Here is a 7,759-nt window from a genome sequence, read left to right as displayed (position 1 = left end):
CTGGAGCCCTGGTTGGCCAGGATCAGGTACTGGTCGCGCCAGTTCCATGCCAGGCGCACCGACCACCCGTACTTCTCGTACATCAGCATAGCGTTGGCAGTGTCGCTCAGGCCGGTGAGGATGGCGGCGGTCATCATCGGCGACACGTCGCCGCGCATGATCTGCCGCATCAGGTCGACCATCTCGTCGAAGAAGATCTCGCGGTGCTCGATGGTGCGTGCATCCAGCTCGGTGTGCGCCATCAGCGCCCGCGCAGCCGAAAGGGCGTACGAACCACCGGAGCCGATGGCGATGATGCCGTCCTCCGGCTCGATCACATCACCGGTGCCGCTGATGATCAGCGAGGTTTCCTTGTCAGCCACTGCCAGCAGGGCTTCGAGCTTGCCCAGGCGGCGCTCGGTGCGCCAATCCTTGGCCAGCTCGACCGCGGCGCGCTGCAGCTGGCCGTGCTTTTCCAGCTTGGCCTCGAACAGCTCGAACAAGGTGAAGGCATCGGCAGCGGCACCGGCGAAGCCGGCCAGCACCTGGCCGTCGCGGCCAAGGCGGCGCACCTTGCGCGCGTTGCCCTTCATCACGGTGTGGCCCAGCGTGACCTGGCCGTCGCCGGCAATGGCCACGTGCTCGCCGCGACGGACGCAGACGATGGTGGTGGCGTGGAAAACGTTGGGGTTCTGACTGGGGTCCATGATGCCTCCGGGGTGACAGAACCAGAGGTGGGGACTGCGCTGCGCCCTTCAAGCCACCCGCGACCGGCTGACGCAGGGCCAACGTTCAGCTTTCTCCGCTGCCCTCGGTGCTGCGTCGACGCTTCGCGCGCGGATGCGCGGCGTCATAGACCTTGGCCAGGTGCTGGAAATCGAGGTGGGTATAGATCTGCGTGGTGGCGATGTCGGCATGGCCCAGCAGCTCCTGCACACCACGCAGGTCGCCGGACGATTCCAGGATGTGGCTGGCGAAACTGTGCCGCAGCATGTGCGGGTGCACCTGCTTGAACAGGCCCTGGCGCTGCGCCAGCTGGCGGATGCGGATCTGCACCGCACGCTGGCTGATTGGCCCGTTGCGACCGGGGAACACCGGCGATGCCGGACCACCGCCACTTTCCGCGCGCCACGCCTGCAGCGCTTCGCGTGCCGGCCGGCCGAACGGCACGCGGCGCTGGCGGTTGCCCTTGCCCAGCACGTTGACCAGCCCGCTGTCGAAATCCAGGTCGCGCCAGGTCAGCGCACAGACTTCGCTCAGACGCAGGCCGGAGGAATAGAACAGTTCCAGCAGCGCGCGGTCACGGCGGCCGAGCTCACCTTCCGGCTCCAGCTCGACCAGCTGCACCGCCTCATCGGCGTCGAGGACCTGTGGCAACCGGCGTGGCGCGCGCGGTGCCTTCAGCGTCGCTGCCGGACTGACCTCGATGTGCGCGTGCTTGAGCAGCCAGGCATAGAAGCTGCGGCAGGCCGACAGGCGGCGTTGCAGGCTCTTGGCCGACAGGCCGCGGCGATGCTCGTCGGCGACGAACTGGCGCAACGCATCGGCATCGAGCGCCTCCACCGCTACGCCACGCGGTTCGGCCCAGACCGCTAGCGCGTCCAGGTCGCGGCGGTAGGCGTCAAGCGTATGCGCCGACATCCGCCGCTCCACCTGCAGATGCTGCAGGAAGGCCTGTACCGCGCTCATCGTCGTCCGGTCCTGCTTAGTCGTGGAAGCGCTTCAGGCCAGTGGCCAGGGCGTCGCCCATCATGCGCAGGAACAGCGTACCCATGCCCGGGTAGAAGCGGTTCGGGTCGTGGCTGCCGACTGCGATCAGGCCGACGCCCGGCAACGGCAGCAGCGCGGTGGTCTGCACTTCCTCGCTGCGCACGCCGTACAGGACGGCATTCTTTTCCGGCTGCAGGCGGCCGCAGATCGGCTCGCCGTCGTTCAGGCAATCGCGGAACGGGCCCAGTTGCGGATCATCGGCAGCAATCACCTGCAGCCAGTCGGCCTGTTCCAGCCCGGCCACCGGCGCATGCACCACCAGCCGCACCAGGTCGCCGGCGAAGTCTTCCTGCAGCGATGCGGCCATCGCGCGCAGGGTATCGGCCGCGTTGTCCTGCTTCATCAGTGCCAGGGTCAGCTGGTGCGTGCGCACCGCAAGGCGTTCATTGACCTGGGCGGTGGCGCCCAGATCGGCCAACCGTCGTGCCAGCTCGCGGTTCTTCTCGCGCAGCACTTCCAGCTGGTAGCTGGCCAGCGATGCGGTCGGGCCGTCATCGCGCGGCACCACCAGGGTCAGGGCCAGGTCCGGGAACTGCTTGAGGAAGCCGGGATGTCGCCGCAACCAGGCAGCGACTTCATGGGCCCCGAGCTTGTCGACGGTTTCGGTCATGCCATCCACTCCCCTTCGAAGACGAATGCGGTCGGGCCCGCCATCACCACCGGCTGGCCATCGCCCGGCCACTGGATGCGCAGGTCACCTCCGGGCAGGCTGATGCGCGCATCGCGCTGCAGGCGGCCGCGCTGCATCAGGGTCACGGCGGCGGCGCAGGCGCCACTGCCGCAGGCCAGGGTCTCGCCGACACCGCGCTCGAACACGCGCAGGCGGGCGTGGGCCGGGCTCATCACCTGGGCGAAGCCCACGTTCACCGAGCGCGGGAACGACGCGTGCTGCTGCAGCAGCGAACCCACGCGTTCAACCGGAGCGGCATCGATCAGGCCGACTTCGATCACCGCATGCGGGTTGCCCATCGACACTGCGGCGAAGCGTACGCTCTCGCCCTGCAGCGGCAGCAGGTATTCCTCGCGCGGGTGGGCGAAGCCCATCAGCGGCACGTTGGCCGGCTCGAAAGCAGGCACGCCCATCGTCACCGCAAACTGCCCTTCGCCCAGCGCCTTCACCTCATGGCTGGCCAGCGGGCTGTCGATGACGAACGCATCGCCCTGCGCGCTGCCCTCGCGCACCAGCCAGGCCGCGATGCAGCGCGCGCCATTGCCGCACTGCTCGGAATTGGAACCGTCGGCGTTCCAGATGCGGTACGAGGCCACCGAGCCTTCCGCACGTGGCGCCTCGATGGTCAGGATCTGATCGCAGCCGACGCCGGTGTGGCGGTCGGCCAGGCGCGCGGCCAGTTCAGGCGTGGGCGGCGCAATACCGTCACGCAGGTCGATCACTACGAAATCATTGCCCGCGCCATGCATCTTGCTGAAGCGCAAGGCCTTGGAACCGGCCTTACTCATTCCCGCTGCCCGCCTTCTTCGCTGGCGCGGGTGCCGGCTGAGTGGTCGTTGCAGCCGGGTCGACGGTCGTGGTGGGGGCAACGGCGCCCTGGGCCTCCGCCGGGGTCGCCTCGGTGGCGGGCTCGGCAGCGGGTTCGACGGTTTCCTCCACCGGCACCGGCTTCTGCGGCAGTACCAGCGGGCCCTTGTTGCCGCAGGCGGCGAGGAGCAGCAGCGAGGCCGCTGCCAGCGGAATCAGGATGGCGTTTCGATGGGGGATCTTCATGCCCCGAGTATAGCCATTGGCGGCTGAGCGGTTGGTGCAGGGAATCGGGTTGCCGGCCAGCGGCCGGCACTACCGCCGGCACTCAATCTGCGGGCGGTGGCGGCAACGGCCGCGTCCACAGCCAGATTGCGACCACGGTCATGCTGCCGATCGAGAACCACTTCACCCAGGCGATCGGCACGCACCACAGCATGATGGCGGCGCACACCGCCATGGTGATCGTGGCCATCCACTTGCCATAGCGGCTGACCGCCCCGTGTGCCTGCCAGTTGGCGATGGCCGGGCCGAAGCGCGGGTGCTGCAGCAGCCAGGTGTGCAGGCGTTCGGACCCACGTGATGCAGCCCACGCCGAGATCAGGATGAATACGGTGGTCGGAAGGCCCGGCACGAAGATGCCGACGATGCCGGTGCCCAGGCTGACATAGGCCAGCAGCCACCACGCCCAGCGGAAACGCACCACGCGCGGTGGCGTGGCGGTATCGCGGGATGCGGAGGGCTCGGGCAGGCTCATGGCCGCAAGGATAACGGTTCGGGGTGCCCGGCAACGCCCGGCACCCCTTCGCCGTTACGGCTGGGCGATGCCCAGCTGCTGCAGCACGAACGCGTACGACTCGGACAGCTCGCGGTAGCGCTGGAAGCGCCCCGACTTGCCGCCGTGGCCGGCTTCCATGTTGGTGCGGAACAGGATCGGGTAGGGGCCGGTGTTGTGATCACGCAGCTTGGCCACCCACTTGGCCGGCTCCCAGTACTGCACCTGCGAATCCCACAGGCCGGTACCCACGAACAGCGCCGGGTACGCCTGCTGCTTCACATTGTCGTAGGGCGAGTAGGACAGCATGTAGTCGTAATACGGCTTCTGCTCCGGGTTGCCCCACTCATCGTATTCGTTGGTGGTCAGCGGAATGGTCGGGTCGAGCATGGTGGTGACCACGTCGACGAACGGGACCTGCGCCACCATCACCCGGTAATCCTGCGGGGCCTGGTTGGCCACCGCGCCCATCAGCAGGCCACCGGCGCTGCCGCCGGACGCAGCGACGCGATCCTTCGCCGCCCAGCCCTGTGCGACCAGGCCGCGGGTGACGTCGATGAAGTCGTTGAAGGTGTTCTGCTTGTGCAGCAGCTTGCCGTTCTCGTACCAGTCGCGGCCCATTTCCTGGCCACCGCGGATATGGGCAATGGCATACACCACGCCGCGGTCGAGCAGGCTCACCGCGGTCTGGTTGAAGTACGGGTCCATCGACATCCCGTAGCTGCCATAGGCGTACTGGAACAGTGCGCCCTTTCCATCCTTCTGGTAGCCCTTGCGGTAGACCAGCGACACCGGCACCTTCACCCCATCGCGCGCGGTGATCCAGACGCGGTCGGTTTCGTACTTCGACGCGTCATAGCCGATCACCGGCTGTACCTTCAGCTGGCGACGCTCGCCGGTGGCGGTGTTCAGTTCGAACACGGTGGTCGGGGTGGTCATCGAGGTGTAGACGTAGCGCAGCCACGGCGTATCGGCTTCGGTGTTGTCGCCCAGGCCCATCGAGTACGCCGGCTCATCAGCCTTCACGTAGTCGCTGCGGCCGTCCTTGTACAGCAGGCGGATGCGCTCCAGGCCCTCGGAACGTTCGGCGATGGCGGTGTAGCTGTCGAACAGTTCGAAGCCTTCGATGAACACCGCATCGTCATGCGCAATCCAGTCCTTCCACTGCGCACGCGAGGTGGCATCGGTCGGTGCGGTGACCAGCTTGAAGTTCTTCGCACCGTCGTTGGTGCGGATCACCCAGCGGCCGTCGTAGTGGTCGGCGTCGTACTCGACGTCACGCTGGCGCGGGGCCAGCACGGTGAAGGTGGTCGGATCGCTGGCCGGTGCGTAGCGCTCTTCCGAGGACACGGTGCTGTGCACGCCGATGGTGATGAAGCGATCGTCGCGGGTGCGGCCGATGCCCATGTAGAAGCTGTCGTCCTTCTCTTCGTAGACGACGGTGTCGGCGCTGGCTGGAGTGCCCAGCACGTGCCTCTTCACGCGCACGGTGAGCAGCGTTTCCGGATCGTTCTCGACATACAGCACGGTGCGGTTGTCGTCGGCCCAGACCAGGTCGCCGGAGCTGCCGGTGATCACATCGGGCAGCACCTTGCCGGTGGTCAGATCCTTGAAGCGGATCGTGTACTGGCGGCGGCCGACATCATCATCGGCCCAGGCCAGCAACTGGTTGTCCTGGCTGACCTCCATCGAGCCGACGCTGAAGTAGCCCTTGCCGGCAGCCATCGTATTGACGTCCAGCAGGATTTCCTCGGCGGCCTCCATGCTGCCCTTGCGGCGTGCGTGGATGGGGTAGTCCTGGCCGGTCTCGAAACGGCTGTAGTACCAGTAGCCACGCTCGCGCGCCGGCACGCTGGAATCGTCCTGCTTGATGCGGCCGACGATCTCCTTGTACAGGGTGTCTTCCAGTGGCTTCAGCGGTGCCAGCAGCTGGTCGGCGTAGGCATTCTCGGCCTGCAGGTAGGCCAGCATGTCCTTGTTCTCGCGCTTGTCGTCGCGCAGCCAGTAATAGTCATCGTTGCGGGTCGCGCCGAACGGCGCCTTGACCACGTGCGGATGCCTGGCGGCGTCCGGCGGAACGGGCGGAGTGGCGGCGGTAGCAGTCGTGGTCATCAGGCTGGCGAGCAACAGGCAGAGGGTGGACTTCATGAAGTAGGGTTCCTGGCGCATCAATGCAATGGTCTTCGGCGGGGTCAGATCCCTTTTCCCGAAAAGCGATCTGACCCCAATCCCCGCAATGCGGCAACCCTGCGGATCGTCATGGGGCGTGCCGGCCGGCGTACCATGGGCACATGAGTACCCTGCCCCACACGCCGGGCTACAGCCGGCGCAGCCATGAAATCGCCCCGTTCCATGTGATGTCCCTGCTGGCCCGCGCGCAGGCACTGGAACAGGCCGGCCACGATGTGATCCACCTGGAAATCGGCGAACCGGACTTCACTACGGCCGAACCGGTCGTGCGGGCCGGCCAGGCCGCACTGGCCGCCGGCCATACCCGCTACACCGCCGCACGTGGCCTGCCGGCCCTGCGCCAGGCGATCAGCGGTTTCTATCGCAGCCACTACGGTCTGGACATCGATCCTGAACGCATCCTGGTCACCCCGGGTGGGTCCGGTGCGCTGCTGCTGGCCAGCAGCCTGCTGGTCGATCCCGGCCGCCACTGGCTGCTGGCCGACCCCGGCTACCCCTGCAACCGCCACTTCCTGCGCCTGGTGGAAGGCGGTGCGCAACTGGTACCGGTCGGGCCGGAGACCACCTATCAGCTGACCCCGTCGCTGGTGGAACAGCACTGGAATGCCGACAGCGTCGGCGCGCTGGTCGCCTCGCCGGCCAACCCGACCGGCACCGTGCTTTCCGCCGCCGAGCTGGCGGCATTGTCGAAGACCCTGCACGCGCGCGGTGGTCACCTGGTGGTGGACGAGATCTACCACGGCCTGACCTATGGCCTGGATGCGCCCAGCGTGCTGCAGGTGGATGACAGCGCGTTCGTGCTGAACAGCTTCTCCAAGTATTTCGGCATGACCGGCTGGCGGCTGGGCTGGCTGGTGGCGCCGCCGTCCGCAGTACCGGATCTGGAGAAGCTGGCGCAGAACCTGTACATCAGCGCCTCGAGCATCGCCCAGCATGCCGCCCTCGCCTGTTTCAGCGAGGAATCGATGGCGATCTTCGAACAGCGCCGCGACGCGTTCCGCCAGCGTCGCGACTTCCTGCTGCCCGCACTGCGTGAGCTGGGCTTCCGTATCGAAGTCGAGCCACAGGGCGCGTTCTACCTGTACGCCGACGTCAGCGCGTTCACCGACGACGCGCAGGCATTCTGCGCGCATTTCCTGGAAACCGAGCACGTGGCGTTCACCCCGGGCCTGGATTTCGGCTTCCATCGTGCCAACCAGCACGTGCGCCTGGCCTATACCCAGGAGGTACCGCGGTTGCAGGAGGCGGTGGCGCGGATTGCGCGCGGATTGAAGCGTTGGCAGGGACCACGTTGACGGTAGTGCCGGCCGTTGGCCGGCAGGCCCTTGCCGTGGCGGTAGATCAGCGCCGACAGGGTCGGCACCTTGGCGATCAGGCGCACGGCGGCCTTGCGGCGCTGCTCGGCGTCGGACAGGTCCAGCGAGTCGTGGTAGATGGCCGCTTCCCAGGACAGGATGGTCTCGGAATCGGCGGTGGTGAAGTCGGCATTGAACACGGCCGAGCGGCCCTGGATGGTCGGGCCGCGGAAGCCGCGGGCGACCTTGGCATAGACGCTCACGTCCGGCGTG

Annotated in this window: 7 protein-coding genes and 2 pseudogenes; 1 reads left to right on the top strand and 8 read right to left on the bottom strand. The window is 67.2% G+C overall.

The window, feature by feature from the left end; all coding sequences use genetic code 11:
• Positions 1-209 precede the first annotated feature (209 nt).
• From hslV to ABGA94_RS17030, 7 genes and pseudogenes are all read right to left on the bottom strand, one after another.
• Positions 210-686 (bottom strand): annotated as a pseudogene (gene hslV, locus ABGA94_RS17060) (ATP-dependent protease subunit HslV); the annotation flags it as partial.
• An 85-nt stretch (positions 687-771) separates the two neighbouring features.
• Positions 772-1,668, bottom strand: coding sequence for a tyrosine recombinase XerC (gene xerC / locus ABGA94_RS17055; protein WP_005419436.1), 897 nt, complete (start codon positions 1,666-1,668; stop codon positions 772-774).
• Positions 1,669-1,684: 16 nt separating this feature from the next.
• On the bottom strand, positions 1,685-2,359 hold the full coding sequence (locus ABGA94_RS17050; protein WP_005419445.1) for a DUF484 family protein: 675 nt from the start codon (positions 2,357-2,359) through the stop codon (positions 1,685-1,687).
• Complete coding sequence (gene dapF / locus ABGA94_RS17045) at positions 2,356-3,207, bottom strand: diaminopimelate epimerase (protein ID WP_197599347.1); 852 nt, start codon at positions 3,205-3,207, stop codon at positions 2,356-2,358. Before dapF ends, ABGA94_RS17050 begins: the two co-directional genes overlap by 4 nt.
• Positions 3,200-3,472, bottom strand: a complete 273-nt coding sequence (locus ABGA94_RS17040; RefSeq protein ID WP_065178023.1) for a lipoprotein — start codon at positions 3,470-3,472, stop codon at positions 3,200-3,202. The genes dapF and ABGA94_RS17040 overlap by 8 nt, the downstream gene beginning before the upstream one ends.
• Before the next feature lie 82 nt (positions 3,473-3,554).
• Entirely contained in the window at positions 3,555-3,983 is a 429-nt protein-coding gene (locus ABGA94_RS17035) for a YbaN family protein (protein WP_005419450.1), read from the bottom strand.
• Positions 3,984-4,037: 54 nt separating this feature from the next.
• The gene (locus tag ABGA94_RS17030) at positions 4,038-6,149 is read right to left on the bottom strand and encodes a S9 family peptidase (RefSeq protein WP_032954542.1); all 2,112 of its coding nucleotides are present in this window, start codon (positions 6,147-6,149) and stop codon (positions 4,038-4,040) included.
• Between the two features lie 143 nt (positions 6,150-6,292).
• Between ABGA94_RS17030 and ABGA94_RS17025 the strand changes: the two genes are divergently transcribed.
• Positions 6,293-7,486, top strand: a complete 1,194-nt coding sequence (locus ABGA94_RS17025) for a pyridoxal phosphate-dependent aminotransferase (protein ID WP_005419455.1) — start codon at positions 6,293-6,295, stop codon at positions 7,484-7,486.
• Here the strand turns inward: ABGA94_RS17025 and ABGA94_RS17020 are convergent.
• Positions 7,405-7,759, bottom strand: a pseudogene (locus ABGA94_RS17020) (hypothetical protein); the annotation flags it as partial. The gene ABGA94_RS17025 and the pseudogene ABGA94_RS17020 overlap by 82 nt on opposite strands.

Origin of the sequence: Stenotrophomonas sp. 3diitr2024 (genome assembly GCF_042136455.1) — a bacterium.
GTDB lineage: Bacteria > Pseudomonadota > Gammaproteobacteria > Xanthomonadales > Xanthomonadaceae > Stenotrophomonas > Stenotrophomonas sepilia.
The sequence above is the reverse complement of the archived record's forward strand: the minus strand, read 5'-3'. Positions and strand labels throughout refer to the sequence as shown.

What these genes read in the sequence shown, in the direction of transcription:
- ABGA94_RS17025 (WP_005419455.1), top strand. Translation starts at nt 6,293, where the DNA reads ATGAGTACCCTGCCCCACACGCCGGGCTACAGCCGGCGCAGCCATGAA.
- ABGA94_RS17035 (WP_005419450.1), bottom strand. Translation starts at nt 3,983, where the DNA reads ATGAGCCTGCCCGAGCCCTCCGCATCCCGCGATACCGCCACGCCACCG.
- ABGA94_RS17030 (WP_032954542.1), bottom strand. Translation starts at nt 6,149, where the DNA reads ATGAAGTCCACCCTCTGCCTGTTGCTCGCCAGCCTGATGACCACGACT.
- ABGA94_RS17040 (WP_065178023.1), bottom strand. Translation starts at nt 3,472, where the DNA reads ATGAAGATCCCCCATCGAAACGCCATCCTGATTCCGCTGGCAGCGGCC.
- ABGA94_RS17050 (WP_005419445.1), bottom strand. Translation starts at nt 2,359, where the DNA reads ATGACCGAAACCGTCGACAAGCTCGGGGCCCATGAAGTCGCTGCCTGG.
- dapF (WP_197599347.1), bottom strand. Translation starts at nt 3,207, where the DNA reads ATGAGTAAGGCCGGTTCCAAGGCCTTGCGCTTCAGCAAGATGCATGGC.
- xerC (WP_005419436.1), bottom strand. Translation starts at nt 1,668, where the DNA reads ATGAGCGCGGTACAGGCCTTCCTGCAGCATCTGCAGGTGGAGCGGCGG.